Origin of the sequence: Leuconostoc aquikimchii (genome assembly GCF_040838325.1) — a bacterium.
Taxonomy (GTDB): Bacteria; Bacillota; Bacilli; order Lactobacillales; family Lactobacillaceae; genus Leuconostoc; species Leuconostoc aquikimchii.
Window position 1 is genome coordinate 208,241 of record NZ_JBFPER010000001.1, and the last position, 25,729, is coordinate 233,969.

Below are 25,729 nucleotides of genomic sequence, written 5' to 3' on the forward strand. Positions count from 1 at the left end.
ATATGAAAGCAGCAGTTATTAATCAATATGGCGATAGTAGTCAATTAGAAGTTGTTGATATAGCAGTACCAGCAATTAAGGTAGATGAAGTTCTGGTTGAAAATATGGCGACGAGTATTAACCCAATCGACTACAAAGCGCGTCAAGGCTTGTTACAGCATATGTTTCAATGGCAATTTCCTGTTGTTTTAGGCTGGGATATTGCAGGCAAAATTATAGCAGTCGGTGATGATGTCGATGATTTTCATGTCGGTGATGCAGTTTTTGCACGACCAGATACTGATTCAGTTGGTAAAAATGGGTCGTATGCAGAATACACAGCAGTTAAAGCAGATAAATTAGCACGCAAACCGGACAATGTTAGTTTTGAAGCCGCCGCAGCCGTTCCATTGGCTGGTTTGACGGCATTACAAATGTTACGTCAGCTTCAAGTCACTGCTGGTCAAAAAGTGCTTATTCAAGCTGGTGCAGGTGGTGTGGGAATTTATGCCATTCAGCTCGCTAAAAAATTAGGCGCGTATGTTGCCACGACAGCTAGCCTAAGCAACCACGACTTTGTCACTAGCTTAGGTGCTGATCGCGTTATTGATTACCATCAAGAAAATATAACAGAGGTATTATCAGATTATGACGCCGTATTTGATATGGTTGGTGATATCGATAATGGCATTGCTATTTTGAAACTCGGCGGCCATTTTGTGACGATTTCAGCAATGTTAACTGAAGCACAAAAACAAACAGCTAATAAGACTGTTGAAACAGGGTGGTTAGATACCAATGGGCAAGATTTAGCCATATTAGCCAATGCTATCGCTGATGGTACATTAAATATTGTGATAGATTCAGTATACCCATTAACGACAAGTGGCATTCGTTCCGCACATGAACGTAGTGAAACACATCATGCACATGGTAAAATAGTGATTCAGATGAAAAAATCTGAAAAAGAGGAGACATAAATGATTGCATATATCATGACAGGATTGGTGGCAATAGAGGCCGTTGGTATCATGTTTATTGAAATGTTTGGTTCACCAAAACAACAAGCGAAAGCATTTGAATTAAAAGAATCTTTTGTTAAAATACCAGAAGTGAAGTCATTGCTAGGTAATCAGGGTATTTATAATGGCTTACTTGGGGCATTGATTTTTGGCACACTGTTCTTTCTAGAAGGGCCGCAACAGATTTTAATGTTACAAATGGAAATGATATTTATCATTATTGCTGCCATATACGGTAGTTTCACCGCTGCACGTAAAATTATTCTGGTACAAGGGTTACCAGCAATGATCGCGCTAGTTACTTTGTACTTGAAATAAAACAAGTACAAAACTGATACAACTATCAACTGATAATTGTATCAGTTTTTTTGTACAATGGAATCACCACTAGTGCTTTTGGGTACAAATAAAAGCACTGATTTTGAAGTCGAATTTGGATAATATGAAAATTTATAGACGCATGCATGCTGTGATTTTGTCATTGTTGTGTTCACAAAGTGACGAACTTAACCGCAAAAAGTGTATTATTTCATTCATGAAAGCGCTTACAATAAAAGTGTAAAAGTTTTAGGAATGGAGGAATAAAGATGGCTAAATATACAGAACTCGCAGAAGACATCTTAGCACACATTGGTGGCGCAGAAAACGTGAGTGGGTTACGCCACTGTGTGACGCGTTTGCGTTTCAATTTGAAGGATGAGAGTATTGCAGATACGGACTACCTGCAACAACGTGATGGCGTTGTCACAGTTGTGAAAGCTGGTGGACAATATCAAGTAGTGATTGGTAACCATGTCCCAGATGTGTACGAGGAAGTGGTAAAAGTTGGTCACTTGCCTGCAGGTGGTAGTTTGGATATTGATGAGGGCGATGATGTCAAGCCACAAGGTAACTTGTTTGATCGTTTTATTGATGTTGTTTCTAGCTTATTCCAACCTATCTTAGGTGCATTAGCCGCAGTTGGTATCTTAAAAGGTGTGACAGCAATTCTAGCCGCAGCTGGCATGCCGGCAGACAATAGTATCTATGTGGTCATGACAGCTATTGGTGATGGTTTGTTTCAATATTTGCCCGTTCTCTTGGCGGTAACAGCAGCCAATAAGTTTAAAATGAATATCTATACGGCACTGGCTATTGCGGGTGCTTTGGTTTATCCTAATCTATCCCAACTATTAGGTGCCGCAAAGCCATTCATGGGCTTGTCAGTTCAACTACCAGCTGGTGGCTATTACAACTCTGTATTGCCAATTATTTTAGCCATTTTCATTGCTTCTAAAATTGAACGATTCATGAAGAAGCATACAAACGACAATGTGAAAATGTTCTTCGTCCCAATGGCGACAATTTTTGTGACACTCTGGTTGACTTTCTTAATTGTCGGCCCAGTAGCCAATATCGCCTCAAACGGTGTCGGAGCCTTCTTCACAACAATTTATAATATCAGTCCAATACTTTATGGCTTTGCTATGGGTGCTGGTTGGCAAATCTTAGTCATGTTTGGCTTGCATTGGGGAATTGTTCCGTTGATTATCACGCAAATTGCCACGATGGGATTCTCCCCTTTGATGGCCGCAGCTGCTTTGCCTAACTTTACACAAACAGGTGTCTTGACTGGTGTGTTTTTTAAAACAAAGGAAAAGAAAGTCAAGACAGGTATTATCCCAACTATTATTTCATCAATCTTTGGTGTGACAGAACCGGCGATTTACGGTTATTCATTGCCAATGAAAACACCATTCATTGTGTCAATTATTTCATCAGGTATTGTTGGCGCTTATCTGGGTTACTTCAAGGTCTTAGCATATATCAATGGTGGGCTCGGTGTCTTCATGTATCCATCATATATCGGTCCAAATGGTAACTTGATGGGCGTGATGCACATGCTCATCGGAACTGTGATGGCGATTGTGTTAGGTTTTGTTGGTATGATGTTTGTCAAAGTACCTAAACTTTATGACAAGACACCAGCAGTCGCAACAACAGGTGCTACGCAAACTCAAACGCATGTATCAGCAGAAGTTGTTTTGCAAAGTGAAGTCGTTAAAAGTCCGGTTACAGGTGACATTGTTGCTTTAGCTGACGTAGAAGATGTCGTCTTTTCATCTGGCGCCATGGGCCAAGGTGTTGCCGTTGCACCAAGTATTGGTGAGATTGTGGCACCAGCAGATGGCGAAGTTAAAATTTTGTTTCCAACCAAGCATGCGATTGGCTTTGTGACTGATAAAGGTGCTGAATTGTTAATTCATATCGGTATGAATACTGTTGAACTTGAGGGAAAGTATTTTACAGCCCATGTCGCACAAGGTGATCGTGTTAGAGCAGGTCAAAAATTAGTGTCATTTGATATTGCGGCCATTCAAGCAGCCGGTTATTCAGTAGTAACACCAGTTATCGTCACTAATTCACCACAATATGTCGAAGTGACACCAACGACAAGTCAAAATGTCAGGTTTACCAGCGACTTGATCGTACTTAAAAAATAAAAGAAAGTGAGTCAAACACATGACAGATAAAACATTTCCAAAGAACTTTTTATGGGGTGGTGCTACGGCAGCCAATCAATTTGAAGGGGGTTGGAATGAAGGTGGCCGTGGTCCGGCAACCTCAGATACAGCAGTCGCAATTGACCCGAAAAATCGCAAAACGTTTTCGAGTTTTGCAGCACCTATGAGTAAAGCCAAGGTAGAGGAAGCTTTAGCCGATGAGACCGGTTTGTATCCAAAGCGTTGGGGAGCTGATTTCTACCATCGTTACAAAGAAGATATTGCCTTGTATGCGGAAATGGGTTTGAAAACTTTTCGTCTGTCAATTGCTTGGTCGCGCATTTTTCCAAATGGGGATGACGCGCAACCAAATGAATCAGGATTACAATTCTACGACGATGTGTTTGATGAACTACGTAAGTATGACATTGAGCCGTTGGTTACCTTGTCACATTATGAGGCACCAATTGGCATTGCGCTAAATTATGGTGGTTGGCAGAATCGTACGGTGATTGATTTATTTGTTAAATACGCTCAAACCGTGTTGACGCGCTATCAAGACAAAGTCAAATATTGGTTAACGTTCAATGAAATTAACGTTATTGGTGTGGCAGGCTATGTCGGTGGGGCACTGTTGTCAGATGACACAGCCTACTCACTACAAGATCGTTATCAGGCTGCACATCATCAATTTGTAGCATCTAGTTTGGTAACAAAGTTCGCGCATGAGTTGAATCCAGACTTAAAAGTTGGGATGATGTTAGCGCGTATGCAATCATATTCAGCAACCCCTGATCCATTAGATGTCTTGCAAACATTGAAAATGGATCATGAAAATCTCTTTTACTCTGATGTGCAAGTTCGTGGCAAGTATCCCGCCTATGCCAAGCGATTCTTTAAAGAAAATGACATTGTACTAGACATTGTTGCAGGGGATCTAGACATATTGGCTGCTCACCCAGTTGACTTTATGTCATTTTCATACTATATGAGTACTGTGGTGCGTCATGAACCAGGTATCAACATTGAAAAAGCGTCGGGGAATTTTGTTAACGGTGAAGCCAACCCTTATTTGGAAAGTTCAGATTGGGGTTGGCAAATTGACCCAGTCGGTTTGCGTATCACCTTAAACAACTTGTATGATCGTTATGAAGTGCCAATGTTTGTGGTTGAAAATGGCTTGGGTGCATTAGATACCGTTGCAGCAGACGGGGCCATTCATGATGATTATCGCATTAACTATGTGAAACAACATGTGCAACAACTGTATGAAGCCATTCAAGACGGTGTTGAATTATGGGGTTACACAACGTGGGGTATTACAGACCTTGTGTCAGCTGGGACGTCTGAATTCTCAAAGCGTTACGGATTTATTTATGTCGATGTCGATGATCAGGGGCATGGCACGTTTGACCGCTCTAGAAAAGATAGTTTCTATTGGTATCAAGAAGTGATTGCCACTGATGGTGCCGCAGCATTTAAATAATATGCAGACTGGGGTACGACGTGCCCTAGTCTTTTTGTAACCGTTTACAAAATGTGATATGATAACGATATGAAATAATGGGGGTCGTCAGATGGCATACGTAGCTGGAAATGGTGTCGGAGAAGTTTTTAAACATGAAATTGTCAAACCGGAATCGTTGAATTTACCGGTACACTGGATTATGCATGAGGCACGTGAGCAGCAACACGCTGTCCCAAGACACTGGCATGAAGAAGTAGAGTTAAGTTTGACTGTTGATGGTCATATTGATCAATTTATGATCGATGGGCGACAGTATGACACGCACACCGGGGATGTGCTCGTGATTAATTCAGGCAGCGTTCATGCTGTGCCAATGCAAAAACTTGGCACGGAGGCCTTTACATTGTTTTTTAACAATGATTTTTTACACATGGCTTTGCCAAATGTCTCTGAAATGGTATTTGCAATACATCCTAATACTATAAGTGCGGTTGAAAGCACGGAGTTGGTGGATTATTTATATGCAATGCACCACACGTTACGTCATGATCCGACAAATTATTTACGTATCACGCGATTGTCTTATGATATTTTAGATGAACTTGTTATGCATTTTTCAAATCGTGATTTTGGTGTTAATCCACATTTAATTAAAGCAGTAGATGAAAAATTATACAAAATTTTATGGTATATCAAGGCGCATGTGCATAGTGGCTTGACGGTGTCAGCTATTGCTGAGCATTTCGATGTGTCCACAAGTTATTTATCGCGTTATTTTAAAATGAAGTTACAGATGACACCATTGGCATATTTACAAGCCATACGCCTTAATAAAGCGTATCAATATTTGATGAATACGAATAAATCGATCAGTTGGATTTCCGATATGACTGGTTTTGGTGATGTGAAATCATTTGAAAGGTTATTCAAGACGACTTACAATATGACACCAAAGAGTTACCGGCAAAAGTTCAGAAAGTGACTTAAAAAGAGTCGGTAATTGTTCTATCTTCATAAAAGAAAGCGCTTACAATATAAGTATTGAAGCGCTTTTTTATTTTAGACATGGAGGAGTAGGGCATGAATGCACCAGTTCAAAATTCGTTTTTATTTAAATTATCAATTCTATCAATTTCATTGGTATTAACGGTGACAACAGCTGTCTCAACGGCTTTACCAGCGATGATTGCAGCCTTTAATCAATATCAACCGACACAGGTTGAAATGCTCGCCACGTTACCGACAATCTCGCTGTTGATCACAGTATTGGCAAGCTCATGGATTATTCAGCGTATCGGCGCACGTCGTGCCACGTTGATTGGTTTGACGATTGCGCTGTTAGCAGGTCTGGTGCCAGTATTCATTAGCGATTATGCTGTTATTTTTGTCTCACGGTTGCTGCTTGGTGTCGGTGTTGGGTTGTTCAATAATTTGGCTTACAGTCTGATTATGGCCGTTTATGATGGTGAAGAACGACAAACGATGCTTGGTTTTCAATCAGCAGTCGGCACAGTTGGTAATGCAGCCGCATCACTTGTTGTTGGCTTATTAGTCACAAGTGGCTGGCAAGTTGCTTTTAATGTTAACTGGTTGTTTGTGATACCACTTGTTTTGTTTGGGGTCTTTGCTACCAAAATTGATCAATTCACGAACCCTGTTGCTAGCGACAATGGTGAAACGACACCATTGAAAACCAAAGAAACAACAAATATGGCTGTGGTTGGGTACGCGTTACTCATGGCAACTTTCTTTGCATTCTATTTTGCTTTGATGTTGAAATTAGCCGGTTTCTTGGTTGAACAAAACTTAGGCACAGCAACGGTGGCAGCAACACAATTGAGCGTGATGTCACTGATTGGTCTTTTACCAAGCTTATTGTATGGCCAAATTTATAAGCGGTTACGTCGTTTGACTATTCCGGTTGGGTTGATTGCCGCAGGTATTGGAATTGGCGTGATTATGTCAGCAACAAGTATTGTGACCGTCTGGATCGGTATCTTGATAGTTGGGTTTGGTTTACCTGTTGTGATACCAGCTATCTTTGGGAAAGTGGCTGAAGTTCAACCTGAAGGGTCATCTAATTTATCTTCTGCGCTCATGTTGGTTGGTATTAACGTTGCGGTCTTTTTATCACCACAAGTTCTGGCTATTGCCACCCAACTGACAGGGCAAACGAGTAATCAAGCCACACTGATGGTGGCGACAATCATGATGTTTATTTTGGCCATCGTTCAACTGACAATCAGTATATTGAAAAAATAAAGGATGAGGTGTAGAAAAATATGACAAAATTTAAAACAATTGATGATATCACAAATGGTACAGTGATAAAGTTGGTACCAGAGCAAACAAAAGGCGGCGTATTGGATCCACGTGCACGCGAAGAACTACTTGCTGGGCAACGCAATATTAATGAACCTGCGCCCATAATACCACCTGATATAACAAGTTTACGTGCCATGATGGGTTGGCCAAACGCGATAGATATTGCAACACATCCGCTAACAGTCGTTGACACGGCAACAGCGTATGGGGTTAAAGTACGCACATATGTTAAAACAACATTGGTAGATGAGATCTTGCCGGTTATATTCTTTTATCATGGCGGCGGTTTTTTCGGTGGGTCACTTAACAATGTGGATAAGCCAGCGCGTGCATTGGCTGATTTAGCAGATGTGTTGGTGGTTTCCGTTGACTGGTCACTTGCACCAGAACATCCTTACCCAGAAGGGTTTTTAGAAGCTTATCAAACCATTATTTGGGTATTGAATCAAAGTGGTTGGCCAATTGATAAGCGCAAAGTGTCGGTTTTGGGTGACTCTGCTGGCGGCGGCTTTGCTTATGGTCTCGGTCTCTTGGATAGAGAATTCGGGTTAAATGTCATCACTAAGTTAATTGCCTTTTATCCAGTAACTTATCAGGCGCATGATGTGACATTCGAAAAATTGTTTAATGATGTCCGTCGCTACCCAGTTAGCATAGCTGATCGCGACTTATTGTTGCCGTACTTTAATGGTTTCTTTGGTAGCAGTGGCTTGATAGATCAGCTTTATATTCAAAATAGTGATCCCGACAGCGTTTATATCTCGCCATTTTTGGCCGATGACAAGTTGTTAGCGCAATTGCCAGAATCGTTAACCATTATTGATGAATATGATCCATTGCGTTTCCAAGGAGAGGCTTTTATACAAAAAGTGCGATTAAATGGAGGGCAGGCTAATTATGTGCGCTACAATGGTATGACACATGCCTTTATGGACAAAGTTGGGGACTTTGCGCAAGCTGAAGATGCCTTGAGAGAAGCGGCAACGTTTGCCGTGAAATAGGAGAATCATCATGAATTTAAATTATCTCGCCATTGATATTGGTGGCACAAACTTAAAATATGGCGTTATTGATCACTCAGGCATTCTGATTGAAAAACATAGCGAACCTACTGAAACAACTAGTTTGAGTGCTTTTTTGGAACAACTGACTCGCATTGTAACGCATTATACTGATCAAATTAAGGGCGTTGGTATTAGTGTACCAGGTAAGGTTGATCATAAAGATGATACAATCTATGGTGGTGGTGCACTACGCTTCTTAGACCAAGTCAATTTGCCAAAATTATTAAACAGCCAAGTACCAATAAGCGTTGAAAATGATGGCAAGTCAGCGGCCTTAGCCGAATTATGGTTAGGTAATTTGAAAGCAGTGCAAAACGGCGCGGCCGTTGTCTTGGGCACTGGTGTTGGTGGCGGTTTGATTTTTAATGGGCAACTATATGCGGGGTCACATTTTCAAGCGGGTGAGTTGAGTTTCATGTCTGTTGGGCAGAATTTAAACAACGAAGATAATTGGATTGGTCGCCGTGGGAGTGCTGTTTTGATGATTGAGCGTATTGCCACAGAGATTGGTCTATCAAATAAATATGACGGGTACGCAGTTTTCGAAGCAATCAATCAACGTCATGAAGTGGCTTGGCCAATATTTGAAGCTTATGCCAACGAAATTGCGCACTTAATTTACAATGTGCAAGCGATTGTGGATGTTGATCGCGTGGTGATTGGTGGTGGTATAAGTGCTCAAAAAATTGTGACAACAACGATACAACAAGCTTACGATAAGCTATTTCATAGTAACGAAATTGTCACTTCTGTGTTAACATCAGTTGAGATTTTGCCAAGTAAATTTGCTAATGATGCCAATTTGTATGGGGCCATTTATCATTTGCTTATGACAATTAACAAAGAAGTCTAGGTTCAAATAATATCTTATAACTAGCATGTAAAAAGCTGTTTTTTTATAAAGAAAACGCTTACAATTAAAAGTATCAAATGAAAGGCAGGACGATTATATGACGAAGAAGGGCTTACAATTACCAGAAGATTTTTTGTGGGGTGGCGCAATTGCAGCGCACCAAGCAGAGGGGTATTGGGACGCTGATGGTAAAGGCGTGTCTATTGCGGATGTTTTGACGGCTGGTTCACATGAAGTACCACGTGAAATTACTGACGGTGTTATTGCCGGCAAAAATTACCCTAATCATCATGGCATCTATTTTTATAAGACATATAAAGAAGACTTGGCGATGATGGCTGAAATGGGATTCAAGGCATTCCGTACATCTATTGCGTGGACACGTATTTTTCCAAATGGCGATGAGGACCAACCCAACGAAGATGGGCTAGCATTTTATGATGAGATGTTTGATACCATGCTTGAATTGGGAATCGAGCCAGTCATTACATTACAACACTTTGAAATGCCTTATCATTTGGTGACTGAATATGGTGGTTGGACTAATCGCAAAGTGATTGATTTTTTTGAAAATTATACACGAGTTGTCTTTGAACGCTACAAGGATAAGGTCAAATATTGGATTACGCATAATGAAATTTCCAACCAAGCTAATCAAACTGAAGTTAGTGGTTTATCTGATTTTCTGATTTGGACAAATTCTGGCTTAAAGTTTGCAGCGGGTACAACTATTGAAGCGCGTCAGGCAGCGATGTATCAAGCTGCCCATAACGAATTGGTAGCAAGTGCCCGTGCTGTACGTATTGGACATGAAATTAATCCAGACTTTAAAATTGGCGCTATGCTCAATGTGGCGACAATGTATCCAGCAACAACGAAGCCAGCCGATCAGTTGGCTGTTCAAAAAGCACGCCAACAACGTGATTGGTTTAGCGATGTGCATATTCGTGGTGCCTATCCAAACGAATTAGAAAAACTTTTTGAACGCACAGGTTGGCGTTCAGACGTGACAGACCAAGACTTTATTGATTTGGCAGCAGGCAAGGTGGATTATTTGAGTATTTCTTACTATGCCTCTTCTGTTATTCGTGCCAAAGACGATGACGATTCTGAATTAGATGCTGCAACACGTTGGGAAGCGCTACCAAATGATCAAATTAAAGCCAGTGACTGGGGTTGGGCAATTGATCCGCAAGGTTTACGTTATGCCTTAAACGAATTAAATGACTTGTATCCAGGATTGCCAATTATGATTGTAGAAAACGGCTTTGGTGCTTATGATGAATTGATTGAAAAAAATGGTGTTAAAACAGTCAACGATGATTACCGTATGGCTTACTTAGGTGAACATATTGCCGAAGTTGAAAAGGCAGTCGTGAATGATGGCATTCCAGTGATTGGGTACCTATCATGGGCGCCAATAGATATCGTTTCTGCCGGCACAGGCGAAATGAAAAAGCGTTATGGCTACATTTATGTTGACTTAGACGATTTTGGTGAAGGCACTGCAAAACGCTATAAGAAGGCCAGCTTTAACTGGTATCAACAAGTGATTGCGAGTCGTGGGGTGGACTTGTAAATTCAAGTAAAGTTGGCATGCCAGAACCTTTATGAGATGATAAAATAGACAAAAGCCGCAGATCTTTAATGGTTAATTACCATTAAATCGTCTGCAGCTTTTTTGTGCAAGTTTTCAGTTAATTCTTGTAATCTGCCATTTTTCGGTATGCTTTTGGTGTTGTGTCATAGTAGGATTTAAATTTTTTATAGAAATAGGTTTTGTTATTCAGTCCGACTTGCATGATAATGCTGTCAATAGGCAAATTTGTGTTGCGTAATAAATCAGCAGCATGCAAAAGTTTTTGATTTAAAACGATTTCGGAAAAAGTTGAATGTAGTTCTTTTTTAATTAAATTACTAGTATAACTATAACTGTAACCTGTTTTTTGAGATAAATCCTGTAATGTGATAGACGCAAAGTTTTCTTCAATTGTATGCAAAACCGTCGTGAGAATTTGTTCTTTAATTTCAGGTAGAAGATTGTCATGTAATAAACGAAAAAGTTGAAAGAATAATAAAGATACATAATGGTGAATCATTTCATTAGAAAATTTTTCAGGTAGAAAGTATTCGGTTGCAATACTTTCAATATATTGACTGATCTTCGTATCATTCAAATGCACTGGTTTGGTAGCATTTCTTTTGATAAATAAATCTAGTGTTATTGAGGAATCGTTTATCATATAGCTGACATCTTGTGCTGAAAAACTGTGCAAAGGAAACATCAAATTAATCATAATATCTTTTTCTGATAGTGGTAAAATTTCATGAGCAATTTTGGGAGGAATCAATATAAAATCTTTTTTCTTTAGTATAACGCGCTCACCATTTATAATTTCTGTCACAGTGCCAGAAAAAATATAATTAATCTCAACAAATTCATGACTATGTGTGGGATACTTTGCAAAGCGATGGTGTTTGCTTAGTGATACTGACTTGTGTTTAAAAAACAAATGACTAGGTAGTCGGAAGTTTGTTGTATTTTCATTGTCAGGAAACTCCGTCAAGAACTGTTTTGTCTTTTTTTGGTGTATTTCTATTGGGTCGAGGGTTGATAATAATTGTAAAATATCCATGGCTTTCTCCTGTAAATATGATACTTTTTGCAATAAAAAAGGTATTTGTTTTTAATTATAATCGTTTATAATTAAAAATGTAAGCGCTGACATTTTTTAAACTATCGGAACTGTAAAGGAGAAAATAATAATGAGAAGAAAAAGTATTTTTAAATTAGCGTTGCTGTCCATATCGCTTGTGCTAACGTCGGGAGGGACAATTGCCGGATCAATTCCGCTTATGGCAAAGGAATTTGTGGGTGTACCACAAGCATCAGTAGAATTACTGACTACTATTCCAGCTTTTATGGTAATGATATTTGTATTATTAAGTAGTATCATTGCTAAATTTTTAACACCAAAATATACCGTATTGTTAGGATTAACGATTGCTTTCTTTTCTGGACTTGTCCCAGTGTTTAGTAATGACTTCACAGTTATTTTAATATCTCGTGCTGGATTAGGTATTGGTTTTGGGTTATTCAATGCCTTTGCGGTTAGTTTGATCAGTGATTTTTTTGAAGGTACTGAGCGTGCACAGTTAATTGGGTTTCAAGCTGCTTTTCAAAGTTTAGGTGCAGCCGCTATGACATTTGTTGCCGGACAATTATTAAAAATTAATTGGCATCAAGCGTATTGGGTATACGCTATTATCTTGCCAATTGCTGTTGTATTCTTTTTGGTCATTCCAAAAACTCAGACGAAAGATAATGGCAATGAAGTCAGACCTAAAGTTGTTTTGAAGACAAATGTTGCTGTTGTGTCACTGGTAGTCTTCCTATTTATTACAATCATGTTAGATATGGCAACGCAAATTAAACTCGCACAATTATTTTTAGAAAATCATTATGGCAATGAAACCGACGCTTCAAGTGCGTTGAGTTTGGCGCAATTAGTTGGTTTGATAACAGCATTGATGTTTGGCACAATATATAAAATATTAAAAAAGTGGATGTTGCCAGTAGCTGTTTTGGCCATGGCTGTTGGGTTCTTTGGCCTGAATATAGCCGATAATTTATTCTTGGCTATGGCTTCTGTTTTGTTTGTGACAGCAGCATTTGCCATGTATGTTCCCTACTTGTTTACACAAGTTGCGCATTTATCACCTGAAGGCAGTAATGCATTTTCTACTTCTTTATTGTTAGTAGGGGCCAATTTAGGTGCGTCAATGTCACCGTATGGATTAGCAATTATAGGGGATGTTGTAGGAGCTAGTACAACAAATGCATTATTTGGTGCAGGGAGCATTATTTTATTGGTACTAGCTATCGTTGTGATAGTCGTTACGATTCACAGCGCAAAGAATTCAAATCGTATGGAGGTTAAATGATGACAGATTTTACATTTCAGATTAATAATGATGTTAAATGGCAGTATAATAATTATTTTTTGGACAAAGCTAAAAATAATAAACCGGTGTTGCAGCGTGCCATTGTGAAACCTAGTCGACTGGTAGATATCGTCGCAGATAAAACGAAATTTAATGGCTGGTCTGCTCAAAATGACTCACGAGATTTATTAAAACTTGATACGTACGCATTAGGACGTAATGATTCAGTGATATTAGACTTTGGCAATCATCATGTTGGTTATTTTAAAGTTGACCTTCAGCATGTCGGTTCGCCGATGGATGCGCCAACCTATCTTCATATTAAATTTGCGGAATTACCGGCTGAATTAATGGGGAATTCTGATGAATACGATGGCTGGTTAAGTAAGTCTTGGATTGCAGAAGAATATATTCATTTGGATGTTGTACCAACTACTTTAGTATTACCAAGACGATATGCTTTCCGATATGTTCAAATTTCAGTGATTGATACTTCTGCGAAGTATAAAATCACACTCGCTAATCCGGAGTTAACAGCAGTTAGTGCGGTGTTAAATAAAAAAGTATTGAAACCCTTAGGATTAGATGATCCTGTACTTCAAAAAATTGATGACGTAAGCCAAAAAACGTTACAAGATTCTATGCAAGATGTTTATGAGGATGGCCCTAAAAGAGATCATCGTTTATGGTTAGGCGATTTGCGTCTGCAAGCATTAGCAAATTATGCAACATTTGATGATCGTCAGCTTGTGAAACGCTCACTTTATTTGTTTGCCGGTATGCCAACGACAGATGGTAGGCTTGCAGCAAATGTGTTTACTGAACCAGAAATTGTAGCAGATGATACGTTTTTGTTTGATTATAGTTTGTTCTTTGTGTCAACTTTACATGATTATTATCAGCATACTAGGGATGTTGAGGTACGCAACGATTTATACGATACAGCTAAAAAAGCGATTGATGTAGGTTTGAGCTTTGTCAATTCAGCTGGTGTGTTGTCCTTGGACGACAGATACCCAGTGTTTGTTGAGTGGTCGAATACGATTGATAAGACAGCCGCTGCACAGGCAATCCTAATTTATGCTTTAAAGCAATTCATTACCTTATCTGAGGCTCAAAAATTACCTGTAGAAACGTATAAAAATCAGCTAAAACAGCTCATTGATGCAGCCAAAACATATTACTTTGATGCTAAAGAAGGTTTGTTTGTTAGTGGCCCTGAACGTCAAATAAACATTGCGAGCCAAGTATGGATGGTATTAGCAGGGGTGCTTAATAGTGAACAAAATTATGAATTAATGGCAAAGTCAAAAATAAAGTTGTTTCCTATCACGGGTATTGCAACACCATATATGTATCATCATGTGGTTGAGGCGTTGTTTATTGCAGGCCATCAAACTGATGCTATTCAATTAATCAAAGATTATTGGGGTGGCATGATCGCGTTAGGCGCTGATACTTTTTGGGAGGCGTTTGATCCTAATCAACCAGATTTTTCGCCGTATGGCAGTGTCATGGTAAATAGTTATAGTCATGCGTGGAGTTGTACACCATCTTATTTATTAAGGAAATATGTTATGAAGTTGGCGGTGTGAAATGACAGACAATTTAAATTACCTTGCCATTGATATTGGTGGCACAAATATCAAGTATGGCATTGTTGATCGCGCGGGACGACTAATTGAAAAGCATAGCGAATCTACGCAAACAGCAGGTTTGTCAGAATTTTTAAATCAATTAGAGACCATTATTTCGCGTTATATTGATGGCGTGAAAGGTGTAGGCATTAGCGTACCTGGCAAGGTTGATCATCACGATGAAACTATTTATGGTGGCGGCGCGCTTGATTTTTTGAACAAGATTAATTTACCGCAGAAGTTAAATATTTCAGTCCCTATGACTGTGGAAAATGATGGTAAAGCTGCGGCGTTATCTGAGTTGTGGTTGGGTAATTTGAAGGGTATTAAAAATGGCGCAGCCGTTGTATTAGGAACAGGCGTGGGTGGCGGGTTAATTCTTAATGGTGCACTGTTTTCTGGTACGCATTTTCAAGCAGGTGAGTTGAGTTTTTTGGCGTATCATTCTGATTTGTTAATGGCTCATCTTGAGGGCTCGCTTGGTAGTGCAGTGGGTATGATTTCGCGTGTGGCAACAGCCTTAAAATTACCAGATAAGCATGATGGATTTAAAGTATTTGAAGCTATCAATCAACACGATGCCATTGCTTGGCCAATTTTTGAAAGTTATGCTATGACAATTGCCTTGCTAATTTATAATGTACAGACTGTTGTTGATTTACAACGTTATGTCATTGGCGGTGGTATTTCAGAGCAAAGCATTGTGGCAATAGAAATTAAAAAAGCTTATCAAACGTTGTTTGCACGTAATGAAATGGTTATTAACACGCTAACACCAGTTGAAATCATGCCAAGCAAATTTGGCAATGACGCTAATTTGTACGGGGCAATTTACCATTTGTTACAAACAATTAATGACGAAGTATAATAATTAACAGGATTAGTCAATGACTAGTCCTGTTTTTTTCTATGACTTATTATATAACGATGCTTTCTACGATAAACTTATAGGACATATTTTTAAGAAAAAAAGATGGTATAAAGTAGCGCGCTCGTTACATCGTATTTGAAACAAAACATTGACTTTGTAAGAGAAGTATGTGAAAATAATAAAATAGTTTAATATTTCGATGAAAGAAAGAGTAAAATACATTAGCCCGCTTAGTGAGTACCGTGTAGTGAAAAGGTACCTGGTGTGTATTTGAAAGTAGTTCTGGAGAATATTGGTACGACGTTTTATAAAAAAACAAAGTGCTGATCGGTAACGACCGTTAGAGCGTATGGCTATCGAAACTAATGTGTTTTCACAAAAGTTTCCGTAGTTAAGAGATGATCAGCGTGCTATAGCACGCTGAGAACTAAACGGTGGTACCGCGAGAATTCGCCCGTTATTTGTATTGATTTAATACAAATAACGGGTTTTTTTAATTGAATCAATATGAGCTAATTTATACGTTATTGGAGAAGAGGGAATAAGAATGAAAAAACTAGATTTTAAACAAACGATGTTGTTGTCTTCCTTGATATTTGGCATGTTTTTTGGGGCAGGTAATTTAATTTTCCCGGTACATTTGGGACAATTAGCTGGTGGTCAATGGTTAACCGCCACAATCGCCTTTTTGTTAAGTGCGACAGTTATTCCACTGTTGGCTTTAATTGCATTATCACAAACTAGATCAGCGGGCGTCTATGATTTAGCGAAACCACTAGGCAGTGGCTTTGCAATTTTTTTCTTGATAGCTGCCCACGTGTCACTTGGACCAATGATTGCAACCCCGCGTACTGCGACAGTAGCTTACTCGCTGAGTTTTGGTAATTGGTTACCTCAAGGTGGGCAACAAATAGGCTTGTTTATCTTTTCAGCTATATTTTTTATGACAGTATTTTGGTTGGGCTCTCGTGAAAAAAATGTGACCAAATATATTGGTAAGTATCTGAATCCAATTTTTGTCATTTTAATTGGCATGATATTTTTAATTGCATTGATTCACCCCATGGGCGGGTTAACACATACGCCGACATTAGCATATCAAACAAGTGCCTTTTCATCAGCGTTTTTAGAAGGCTATAACACACTCGATGCTATAGCTGCCCTAACATTTGGCATTAGTATTGTTAGAGCAATTCAGGGACTGGGTTTTTCAGACAGTGGGGTCATTGCCAAAATCACGGCCAAGACAGGTATTATTGCTATAAGTGGTATTGCAGTGATGTATATTGGGTTGATTTTACTTGGTGCGACATCATTATCACGTTTTAATTTATCTGAAAATGGTACGATAGCACTTATGCAAATCACAACCTATTACTTAGGTGATTTAGGTGGCGCATTCTTAGCTGTCATGGGTATTATAGCTGTTTTAACCACAGCTATCGGGCTAACAGCATCTTTCGCACAGGATTTTCATCGCATTTTTCCAAAGTTATCCTATAAAAAATGGCTATTTATCACAATATTTTTGTCGTTTATTGCTTCGAATTTTGGTTTAGATACAATTATTAGTTGGGCGCTACCGGTTTTAATGTTTTTATATCCAATTGCAATTACGTTAATACTACTGGGTGTACTATCACCGCTGTTTAATAATGCGCGTATTGTTTATTTACCCACGATGATATTAACATTTATTCCAGCTATTTTAGATGGTATAAAAAACCTGCCAGCTCATATTTCTGGTAGTGCGACAATTGAACCTTTAGTTTCCTGGTATACAAATCATATACCATTTGCTGATGTTGGCCTAGAATGGGTCATCACAACAATCGTTGGTTTTGTTGTCGGACTTGTATTGTATAAAATTCAACGACAAAGTACTCTAAATTAGTTTGGTGTAAAGCGTGTAATCGAATAGTGGATAACAATGACTTTAGTTACTTGTTATCCACTATTTTTAATCCACTGGTACCGATAAAATTACCATTTAAAAAAGATCGAATTATAACCGTCCTTGCGGTAGAATATAAGGGTTAGCAAATTGAAAAAATAGGTGTTTAAATATGGCGTTTGATCGGTACAAAAAAAATATTGTTTTAGCTATTTCAACTATTGCACTTGGCTTGATAGTTGGCTTGAGTTCGATGTTACTGGGGTTGTTTTTGGATTTAATAGAGCGACTATTTTTACGTTATGAAGAAACGGCAAGTATACCTGCACCAGTGGGAACAATGCCCACTGATCGGTTATTTTCAGTAGTCATTGGTGCCATGATTGTTGCAGTGATTTGGTGGTTTTTACGAACTAAAACAAAGGCGCCAGTTAGTATAAAAAAGGCACTTAATGGCGAACAAATGCCGTTTTGGCAAACAGTCTTACATGTTATTACACAAATATTTTTTGTGGGTACGGGTGGTTCTATTGGTCGTGAACTGGCACCTCGAGAAGCAGGTGCATTATTTGCTCAAAAATGGGATAACTTACTGCGGAAGTTGCATGTGCCAGCGCTATCACAGTCAGATCGACGATTATTAATGACGGCAGCGGCAGGTGCAGGATTTGCTGGTATATATATTGCGCCGTTTACTGGCATGCTCTTTTCTGTTGAAGTATTACTTAAAAAATTAACCTTACGTACAGTGGCTGTGAGTTTGACCATGTCAACGATTGCCATGTTTGTGGGTTCTTTGGCTAAGGGGTTTCAACCTTATTACCTCATAGGGGATGCTAAATTTTCGCTCATTAGTTTTGTGCTTATTTTTATTTTAGCGCCAATTACTGGCATAGCCGGTGCGCTATTTAGAAAATTATGTCAGTGGGCTGAAGGGCATCAAACAAAAAATAATCAAATATTGTGGCAATTGCCGACTATGGGGTTGATAACTGGATTAATTGCTTTAACATTTCCTGAAATCATGGGAAATGGGCGGTCATTAGCGCAATTAGCAATTAGTAGCAGCAATCAAAAAATGATGATGATCTTATTAATTGGTGGCATGTTAAAAGTAGTTGTAACGGCATTGACGATTCGCGCTGGCGCTTCAGGCGGAACATTAACACCAGCAATAGCCATTGGTGCAGCTATTGGCGCAATTCTGGGGTTCATGCTTATGCCATGGTTACCTGCGGTGTCAATTTGGCAATGTGCGATAATAGGCGCAGGGACACTATTAGCAGCGTCTCAACAAGCGCCTTTTATGGCAATGTTTATGTTGATTGAAATCTGTCATTTAGGGTCGTCTGCTTTATTACCAATGGGATTCGGCATCCTAATAGCGACTGTTGTTTCAAAAAAAATATTATCCGATTAAGATAATGTTTGCTATCAAACATAAGTGATTGCCTAATGTGCAATCTGATGAAAGTTGATACGACAGCCTTTTAGTAAATGACAAACTGTTATTAGCAATCTATTCGTGCGCAATTAAAGGGTGCTAATTGCGCTTTTTAGTGATCTAATTGCTATACTTTTCTTGCCGCATACAGCATAATTAAGAGAGTTAAATAACTAGAAATGAGGATTGATGTGATGGCTAATTTATTACCGAAGCAGCTCAAAAAGTATCGCTCTGACTTAAATATGTCACAAGAGGATGTGGCTGATAAGTTATTTGTTTCGCGACAAGCTGTATCACGCTGGGAATCTGGAGATGCGACACCAGACTTAACAAACCTGATTAAATTAACTGAGATATTTAAGTGTTCCCTTGACAGTTTGGTGCTAGGAATCGAAGAAAAAAAGGCCAATTCTAGTGAGCCTGAAATCGACAGTAATGAATTTACTTTTGACCCACGTCGCGGGGAATATGTTCGCCGTCATAGAGATATGAACTTTTGGGAATTTTTAGCCGGTTATTGGTGGCTGATTTTTCCTGTAGGTGGGTTTTTAGTCGCGATTGTGCCAGCGTTAATTGAGGCATTTAAGTAAATAAAACTCAAAAAATGTGTTTTTTGAGTTTTATCGGTTAGCTTCCAGTGTAATCACATTGTCTTCGGAATCTTTAATTTTAAACGCAATTTTGTTACCAAAGCGTTCCTCAGGATCGCCAATAATAGTAATAAAGTTATTACGCAGATGCTTTAGTAAATCTTCTTGATGATCTCGAACTAATATTTCAAGTGTGTCAGTTGCTTTGCCATTAACAAAAGTAATATCGTCACCATCTAACATCAAATGTCGACCACTTTCATGACCTGATTGGGGCAAATCAAAAACATCACGCCAAAAACGGTAGGCACGATTGATGTCAGTTGCTGGAATTGTTTTAATGTTAAGTTTACGTGGTTTCATAATACCTATAAGTATAGCTGAATTGCGTCAATTTTCAACATGTTTATTGATAATAGCAATTTCGGCTACATATCAATCTAAAATATGTTACACTTATAGCTATGGCATTATTAGAAATCAGTGGGCTTTCAATGGCCTACGCAGAAAAAACTTTATATGAAGACGCAGCATTCGAATTGCAACAAGGCGAGCACATGGGAATTGTCGGCCAAAACGGTGCAGGTAAGTCAACGCTTATCAAAATCGTTACGGGTCAGGAATTACCTTTGTCTGGTAAAATCGAGTGGCAAAAAGGCCTCAAAATCGGCTATTTGGATCAATATGCAGAGATTCCAGATGGTATGGATTTGATTGCTTTTTTGCATACTGCCTATCAAGACCTTTATGATAAACAAGATCGCATAACAGATCTTTATAATGAATACGCGGAATCAATGAACGATAAATTGTTGGAACGCGCTGGACGTATGCAAGAGGAACTTGATGCGGCCGGATTTTATGATGTCGACACAAAGATTGAACGTGTGATCTCTGGACTTGGTTTAGAAGCTATTGGACGTGATCGCGAGTTGGATCAAATGTCAGGTGGTCAACGTGCTAAAGTTATCTTGGCGAAATTGCTGCTTGAAAACGATGATGTGATTATTTTAGATGAACCAACGAACTATTTAGATGTGGCTCACATTGAATGGCTAGAAGATTTTTTGCAAAGTTATGAAGGTTCAGCCATGATCATTTCTCATGATTTTGACTTTTTGGACAAAGTGACTAATGCCATTATTGATCTATCGTTTGGGAAAATCACCAAGTTCCGTGGATCGTTTAAAAAAGCGATGCGTCAAAAAGAGGAACGTTCAGAGCAACAATTACGCCAATATGAAAAGCAACAAGGTGAAATTGAAAAAGCACAAAAGTTTATTGCTAAAAACAAAGCACGTGCCTCAACATCTAAGCAAGCCAAGTCACGTGAGAAGATGTTGGCGCGTATGGATAAAGTTGATCCACCATCTGAAGCACTGCAAGCTAAGTTTAACTTCCCTTATGTCAATTCACAATCCGCTAACGCTTTGGCAGTGAACAATTTATCAGTGGGTTATGTGACACCAGTTTTGGAACCAGTCACATTTTCAATTACGACAGGACAGAAACTTGTCTTCAAAGGATTTAATGGTGCTGGTAAATCAACATTAATTAAGTCAATTCTGGGTGTTATTCCAGCTCTTCATGGTGAAGCTGAATTTTCACCATCAGCTATTGTCAATTATTTTGACCAGGATTTAGAATGGGATGACGATACAAAAACACCACTAAGAGAGATGCAGGATCGGTTCCCCAAGCTAGAGCCAAAGGCATTACGGACACGCTTAGCAGCCGCTGGTATCAATGCTGAAAATGCACAAAAGCAAATGCAACTGCTTTCCGGTGGTGAGCAAACTAAGGTTAAATTGGCAATCATGGAAATGAAGCCAAGTAATTTCTTGATTTTAGACGAACCAACTAACCATTTGGATGAAGGCACAAAAAATGCACTCCGTGCAGCAATCGATAAATTCCCTGGAAATGTTATTATTGTTTCCCACGAAGTAAGCTTTACTAAGGGATTAGGCGATCGCGAGTTGAACGTGGCTGCCTTGTCATTTAAAAAAGAATCAGAATAGCAGTTATCAAAAACGCTTTTGGGCGTTTTTTTTATGTTTAGGTTGACATTTAAAGTATAGTAAACCATAATTGTAATATAGGTTTACTATGAAAATAATTAAAGGCGGTCAATTATGAAAACAGATGAACGTATACTACAATTTTTTGCTGAACATGAAGGTACCTATTTAAGTGGTGAGACTTTGGCTAAAAATTTAGATATGAGCCGTGCAGCTGTATGGAAAGCAATTCAAAAATTGACGGAACAAGGCCATGTTATCGATAGTCAACATCATGTTGGCTATCGTTATCAAAGTGGCAAAGTTTTGAGCGCACCTATGATTAAGCAATTGACACACAATGATTGGCACATACAGTTGCTTGGGTCAGTTGATTCAACAAATACCTATGCAAAAAAAATGTTGGCCCGTGGCGATGTGACGGTACCTACTATGATTGTTGCTAACCAACAAACTGGTGGTCGTGGGCGTTTAGGTCGTACTTTTGTCTCACCAGCAGACACTGGTTTGTATATATCGTTTGCTTTACCGTTGCCAATAGGAACACTAGTATTGCCTGGTTTACTGACAACAGGGACTGCTGTTGCAGTGTCGCGAGCTATCAAGAAGACGATTGGTATTGAATTGGACTTTAAATGGGTTAATGATTTGTTATTTAAAAACCGTAAAGTTGGTGGCATTTTAACTGAAGCGGTGATGGATTTCGAAAGTCAACAAGTGTCAGCAATTGTTGTAGGTATTGGGTTGAATTTACAACGGCCTAAAAATTTAGATGCCACGCTAGAAAATAAAGTTGGTGGTATGGTGACAGAATTGACAGTATCGCGTAATACAATTGTCGCTGCGTTATGCGATGAATTTGTCAAACTATATGCGGAATACACTGACGGATCATTTCTGACAGCATATCGTAAGCGTAATATTGTTATAGGTCGGACTATAACAGTTAAATATGGCAAAGAACTCGTAACGGGCGTAGCTAAAGCAATTGATGAACAAGGACAATTGCTGGTAGATACGGGTGATGATATTAAGATTATTAATTCGGGCGAAGTATTGAAAGTACAATTACCAAATGATGTTTATCAGGGTTAATTGTCAACGTATAATAAAAAAATTGGAGAAAAAATGAATTCAAATACACAGCGTATCGCTATTACTGCGGTACTAACAGCATTATTACTTGCTGTCGGACCATTAGCGATTAATATTGGACCAATTCCAATGACTTTACAAACACTTATTGTTGCTTTGGTAGCCTCGGTGTCTTCAACGCGTGTGAGTTTAACAGCTATTGGATTGTATTTATTACTGGGCGCTTTTGGATTGCCAGTATTTGCTGGTTTCAAAGGTGGTTTTGTTTTTTTAGCCGGACCAACAGCTGGTTATTTATGGTCATTTCTGCTGTTCGCACCAATTATCGGTCTATCTTTTAAAAAATGGGCCAATGTGTGGGGATTAATTGTGACAAATATTTTAGCTTCAGTGGTTAACTTAACGATAGGTACGATTTGGTTAATTATGAGTATGCATATGTCCATTGCAGCAGGTATTGCAGCTGGAATGACACCGTTTGTGCTATCGAGCGCTTTGAAAATTACGATTGTTGTGATCGTTGCGTTGGCAGTCAGAAAAGTACAAACACGGACGTCATTGGCGTTTTAGAAAGATCTATTAAAAAATGGCTGAAATATTTGATTTTCAGAAGTTAACAAAAAAATACAAACAGCGTGTCGCTGTTATGGATAATGGTCAGGTTTATACTTACCAAAACTTATATGATAGTGCAAAGAAAATTGTTGATACACACTGTATAAAGGCACCATATGTGGTTTTAATCGCAAAAGAAACGCGCGAGTTCATTTCTGAATTTATAGCCAGTCATTTAGCGGGTGCTATACCCATTATTTTGACAGAACAAGATGTGCCAAATGTGACCAGTTTGTTAAAATCACTTGCTGGTCAGTGGCAGTGGCTCGCAGAACCTGTGAGTGACGAAAAAAATAGTCAACCACAGGTAGGTATGCTTTTTTTAGGTAAGACCTCGGGTACAACGGGCAATGCCAAAATTTATCAACGTGATTGGCAATCATGGCGACTTGGTTTTGAACGTTGTTTTGACGTGTTTGATATGAAAAATGATGAGATTGTGATGACGACTAGTACAATGGCGACTTCTTTAGGCATGCACACACTATTGTTGAGCTTATATCTTGGGAAAACATTTTATTGTTTTGACCGTCATCAACCAATGCGACTATTAAAGGCGACAATTGTTTATACGGTACCAACCTATTTAGGGCTAAAAGATACGAGTTGGGCAGACAATGCTAATATACGAGGTATTGTATCGTGTGGCGGCGAATTACAAAATAAGTTAGTCAAACAATGGCAAATCAGTCATCCAAAACACGATTTGTACGAATTATACGGTGCTTCTGAAACGAGTCTGGTTTCATGGCAAAAAATGATGCAAGAAAAGCAACCGAATGATGTTGGTGAATTATTTCCGGCAGTGACCGTACAGGTTGACCAGAAACAACGCTTGATAATTAGTAGTCCTTACCTGTTCCGTGGCTATGTTGGTTGCCATGATTATCCGATTAAAGCAGTTATGACCGACGATGTGGGGTATTATCAAGATCATCGGTTATATGTGTTGGCACGGCAAAGTGATATTATTAATCACGGTGGCAATAAAATTTATCCAAGTGAAGTTGAGCACGTATTATCTGAACTGACAAAGCGGGTGATTGTCTTTGGTGTGCCAGACCTTGTATACGGTGAAAACATAGTAGCTATGGTAGTCACAAATGAGACAGAAACGACATTGATCAGTCATGTAGCCAGTTATTTGCCAAAATATAAAGCACCGGTGCGCTATATATTTGTTGATGATATACCCAAAACACCGCAACAAAAAATTTCAAGAGCTTTGTTAACAAATGATTTTATGAAGGGACGATGGTCATGAATCATATAATACCCAGAGTAAGTATTGTGAGTGCTAAAAGATTACCGATTGGTAAAATAAATGGTATTTTTGCACAGCAAACACCAGAAATGTTATTTCAAAACTTGATCCGACAGCAGTTAGCTGACTTACCTGGCTATTCAAAAGAACAGATTGATCAAGTTATTCTGGGAAATGTGACCAATCAAGGGGGCAACTTAGCACGCCGCTGTGCGTTGGCAGCAGATTTTCCAGTTGCAACCCCAGCATACACAGTGGATAGTCAGTGTGCTTCTGGTTTAGTGGCGGTTGCTTCTGGCGTACAGACGATTATGAGTGGACAAGCATCATTGGTACTAGCCGGTGGTATCGAAAGTACCTCACTGGCCAATCTCATCATTGATCGTGATACTAAAGCTGTGCGAGCGCGTTTTCCAATGGTACCAACAGGCCAACTAGATTTAGATATGGGTGTTGTAGCAGAAAATATGAGTCAAAAATATCATATTTTGAGAGAACAACAAGATGCATATGCCTTTAGAAGTCATCAAAAGGCGAAACAAGCTTTTGAAATGGGATTATTAGATAGAGAAATTTATGCTTTTGAGTCAGAAAACATGAAAGAGACACAGGATCAATGTCCAAGATTTGAGACTAGTTTAGAAAAATTGGCGCAACTAAAGCCTGCTTTTTCTAAACAAGGCGTCGTAACGGCCGGCAATAGTTGTCCGATTAACGATGGTGCTGGCACGGTACTACTTAAAAAATTTGACCCAAGTGAAGCCGTACAAGGCTATTATTTGGACTATGAGTTTGTGGGTCTGGCACCTGATCAATTTCTGTTAGGCCCAATCAGTGCAACGCAAAAGTTATTAGTTAAGCACGGACTGTCAATAACTGATATTGATGTTGTGGAACTGAATGAAGCTTTTGCCGTACAAGGAATTCTTTGTCAACAAGCATTAGATATTCAAGATCAACAGTTAAATCCATTGGGTGGCGCCTTAGCATACGGCCATCCATATGGTGCAACTGGTGCGATATTAATTGCCAGGTTGCTCAATAGTTTGAACCGAATATCGAGACCAGCATTAGGTATTGTCACGTTATGTATTGCTGGTGGTATGGGAATGAGCATGTTGATTGGCAACAAACACTGGGCGTAGTTTTTTGGTAT

22 protein-coding genes are annotated in these 25,729 nt (G+C 39.0%); 20 read left to right on the forward strand and 2 right to left on the reverse strand.

Going from position 1 to position 25,729, the window contains the following annotated elements:
- Positions 1-2 precede the first annotated feature (2 nt).
- The 9 genes from AB3K24_RS01110 to AB3K24_RS01150 all read left to right on the forward strand — a co-directional run bounded on the left by AB3K24_RS01110 (position 3) and on the right by AB3K24_RS01150 (position 10,773).
- A complete protein-coding gene (locus AB3K24_RS01110) occupies positions 3-959 on the forward strand; it encodes an NADP-dependent oxidoreductase (RefSeq protein ID WP_367973389.1) in 957 nt (318 codons plus the stop codon).
- Entirely contained in the window at positions 960-1,319 is a 360-nt protein-coding gene (locus AB3K24_RS01115) for a DUF1304 domain-containing protein (RefSeq protein WP_367973391.1), read from the forward strand.
- 269 nt (positions 1,320-1,588) lie between these two features.
- Positions 1,589-3,484 carry a beta-glucoside-specific PTS transporter subunit IIABC gene (locus tag AB3K24_RS01120; protein ID WP_367973393.1) on the forward strand — a complete coding sequence of 632 codons (1,896 nt, stop codon included), beginning with the start codon at positions 1,589-1,591 and terminating at the stop codon, positions 3,482-3,484.
- Positions 3,485-3,503: 19 nt separating this feature from the next.
- Positions 3,504-4,970, forward strand: coding sequence for a glycoside hydrolase family 1 protein (locus AB3K24_RS01125; protein WP_367973395.1), 1,467 nt, complete (start codon positions 3,504-3,506; stop codon positions 4,968-4,970).
- 91 nt (positions 4,971-5,061) lie between these two features.
- The gene (locus AB3K24_RS01130) at positions 5,062-5,934 is read left to right on the forward strand and encodes an AraC family transcriptional regulator (protein WP_367973397.1); all 873 of its coding nucleotides are present in this window, start codon (positions 5,062-5,064) and stop codon (positions 5,932-5,934) included.
- Positions 5,935-6,032: 98 nt separating this feature from the next.
- The gene (locus AB3K24_RS01135; RefSeq protein WP_367973399.1) at positions 6,033-7,214 is read left to right on the forward strand and encodes an MFS transporter; all 1,182 of its coding nucleotides are present in this window, start codon (positions 6,033-6,035) and stop codon (positions 7,212-7,214) included.
- A gap of 20 nt (positions 7,215-7,234) precedes the next feature.
- A complete protein-coding gene (locus AB3K24_RS01140; RefSeq protein WP_367973401.1) occupies positions 7,235-8,278 on the forward strand; it encodes an alpha/beta hydrolase fold domain-containing protein in 1,044 nt (347 codons plus the stop codon).
- Between the two features lie 10 nt (positions 8,279-8,288).
- Positions 8,289-9,194: an ROK family protein gene (locus tag AB3K24_RS01145; protein WP_367973403.1), complete on the forward strand. Its 906-nt coding sequence runs from the start codon at positions 8,289-8,291 to the stop codon at positions 9,192-9,194.
- A 97-nt stretch (positions 9,195-9,291) separates the two neighbouring features.
- Entirely contained in the window at positions 9,292-10,773 is a 1,482-nt protein-coding gene (locus AB3K24_RS01150; RefSeq protein WP_367973405.1) for a 6-phospho-beta-glucosidase, read from the forward strand.
- Between the two features lie 118 nt (positions 10,774-10,891).
- On the opposite strand, the gene AB3K24_RS01155 is transcribed toward AB3K24_RS01150, so the two are convergent.
- A complete protein-coding gene (locus AB3K24_RS01155) occupies positions 10,892-11,830 on the reverse strand; it encodes an AraC family transcriptional regulator (RefSeq protein WP_367973407.1) in 939 nt (312 codons plus the stop codon).
- A gap of 130 nt (positions 11,831-11,960) precedes the next feature.
- On the opposite strand from AB3K24_RS01155, the gene AB3K24_RS01160 reads away from it, so the two are divergent.
- The 6 genes from AB3K24_RS01160 to AB3K24_RS01185 all read left to right on the forward strand — a co-directional run bounded on the left by AB3K24_RS01160 (position 11,961) and on the right by AB3K24_RS01185 (position 19,578).
- Entirely contained in the window at positions 11,961-13,139 is a 1,179-nt protein-coding gene (locus tag AB3K24_RS01160; RefSeq protein ID WP_367973409.1) for an MFS transporter, read from the forward strand.
- Positions 13,139-14,734: an alpha-L-rhamnosidase-related protein gene (locus AB3K24_RS01165; protein WP_367975518.1), complete on the forward strand. Its 1,596-nt coding sequence runs from the start codon at positions 13,139-13,141 to the stop codon at positions 14,732-14,734. Before AB3K24_RS01160 ends, AB3K24_RS01165 begins: the two co-directional genes overlap by 1 nt.
- 1 nt (position 14,735) lies before the next feature.
- Complete coding sequence (locus tag AB3K24_RS01170; protein WP_367973410.1) at positions 14,736-15,644, forward strand: ROK family protein; 909 nt, start codon at positions 14,736-14,738, stop codon at positions 15,642-15,644.
- 550 nt (positions 15,645-16,194) lie between these two features.
- Complete coding sequence (brnQ, locus tag AB3K24_RS01175; protein WP_367973411.1) at positions 16,195-17,541, forward strand: branched-chain amino acid transport system II carrier protein; 1,347 nt, start codon at positions 16,195-16,197, stop codon at positions 17,539-17,541.
- A gap of 172 nt (positions 17,542-17,713) precedes the next feature.
- Entirely contained in the window at positions 17,714-18,961 is a 1,248-nt protein-coding gene (locus tag AB3K24_RS01180) for a chloride channel protein (RefSeq protein ID WP_367973412.1), read from the forward strand.
- Positions 18,962-19,179: 218 nt separating this feature from the next.
- Positions 19,180-19,578: a helix-turn-helix transcriptional regulator gene (locus tag AB3K24_RS01185; protein WP_367973413.1), complete on the forward strand. Its 399-nt coding sequence runs from the start codon at positions 19,180-19,182 to the stop codon at positions 19,576-19,578.
- Between the two features lie 30 nt (positions 19,579-19,608).
- On the opposite strand, the gene AB3K24_RS01190 is transcribed toward AB3K24_RS01185, so the two are convergent.
- The gene (locus tag AB3K24_RS01190; protein WP_367973414.1) at positions 19,609-19,941 is read right to left on the reverse strand and encodes a VOC family protein; all 333 of its coding nucleotides are present in this window, start codon (positions 19,939-19,941) and stop codon (positions 19,609-19,611) included.
- A gap of 101 nt (positions 19,942-20,042) precedes the next feature.
- Here AB3K24_RS01190 and AB3K24_RS01195 point away from each other — a divergent pair, with 101 nt between their 5' ends.
- The 5 genes from AB3K24_RS01195 (at position 20,043) to AB3K24_RS01215 (ending at position 25,718) form a co-directional block, all read left to right on the forward strand.
- The gene (locus AB3K24_RS01195) at positions 20,043-21,599 is read left to right on the forward strand and encodes an ABC-F family ATP-binding cassette domain-containing protein (RefSeq protein WP_367973415.1); all 1,557 of its coding nucleotides are present in this window, start codon (positions 20,043-20,045) and stop codon (positions 21,597-21,599) included.
- A gap of 114 nt (positions 21,600-21,713) precedes the next feature.
- The gene (locus tag AB3K24_RS01200) at positions 21,714-22,694 is read left to right on the forward strand and encodes a biotin--[acetyl-CoA-carboxylase] ligase (RefSeq protein WP_367973416.1); all 981 of its coding nucleotides are present in this window, start codon (positions 21,714-21,716) and stop codon (positions 22,692-22,694) included.
- A 33-nt stretch (positions 22,695-22,727) separates the two neighbouring features.
- On the forward strand, positions 22,728-23,264 hold the full coding sequence (locus AB3K24_RS01205) for a biotin transporter BioY (protein WP_367973417.1): 537 nt from the start codon (positions 22,728-22,730) through the stop codon (positions 23,262-23,264).
- Positions 23,265-23,280: 16 nt separating this feature from the next.
- The gene (locus AB3K24_RS01210; protein WP_367973418.1) at positions 23,281-24,573 is read left to right on the forward strand and encodes an AMP-binding protein; all 1,293 of its coding nucleotides are present in this window, start codon (positions 23,281-23,283) and stop codon (positions 24,571-24,573) included.
- Positions 24,570-25,718 carry a thiolase family protein gene (locus AB3K24_RS01215; RefSeq protein ID WP_367973419.1) on the forward strand — a complete coding sequence of 383 codons (1,149 nt, stop codon included), beginning with the start codon at positions 24,570-24,572 and terminating at the stop codon, positions 25,716-25,718. The genes AB3K24_RS01210 and AB3K24_RS01215 overlap by 4 nt, the downstream gene beginning before the upstream one ends.
- Positions 25,719-25,729 lie beyond the last annotated feature (11 nt).